This window comes from Dankookia rubra (assembly GCF_004355005.1).
GTDB lineage: Bacteria > Pseudomonadota > Alphaproteobacteria > Acetobacterales > Acetobacteraceae > Paracraurococcus > Paracraurococcus ruber_A.
This window is the reverse complement of the sequence record NZ_SMSJ01000456.1, coordinates 1-202: the sequence shown is the minus strand read 5'-3', so window position 1 is coordinate 202 and position 202 is coordinate 1. Positions and strand designations below refer to the sequence as shown.

Below are 202 nucleotides of genomic sequence, written 5' to 3'. Positions count from 1 at the left end.
CGCAGGACAGGGGCAGCGACGACACCCTCGACAGCGACGCTAGTCCCACGACCGGCGTCACCACCGCCATCACGCTCACCTCCGGCCAGAACGTGGCCAACGTCGATGCCGGGCTTTGGCAGAACGGCAACATAACTGGCCGGGCCTTCACTGACCTGAACAGCGACGGCGTCCGTCAGACCGGCGAGGCCGTGCTACCCGG

General features: G+C 67.8%; 1 protein-coding gene. It reads left to right on the top strand.

Annotated features, from left to right (window positions below; all coding sequences use genetic code 11):
* A partial coding sequence (locus tag E2C06_RS37240; protein WP_133293453.1) for an SdrD B-like domain-containing protein occupies positions 1-202 on the top strand: 202 nt, incomplete at both ends.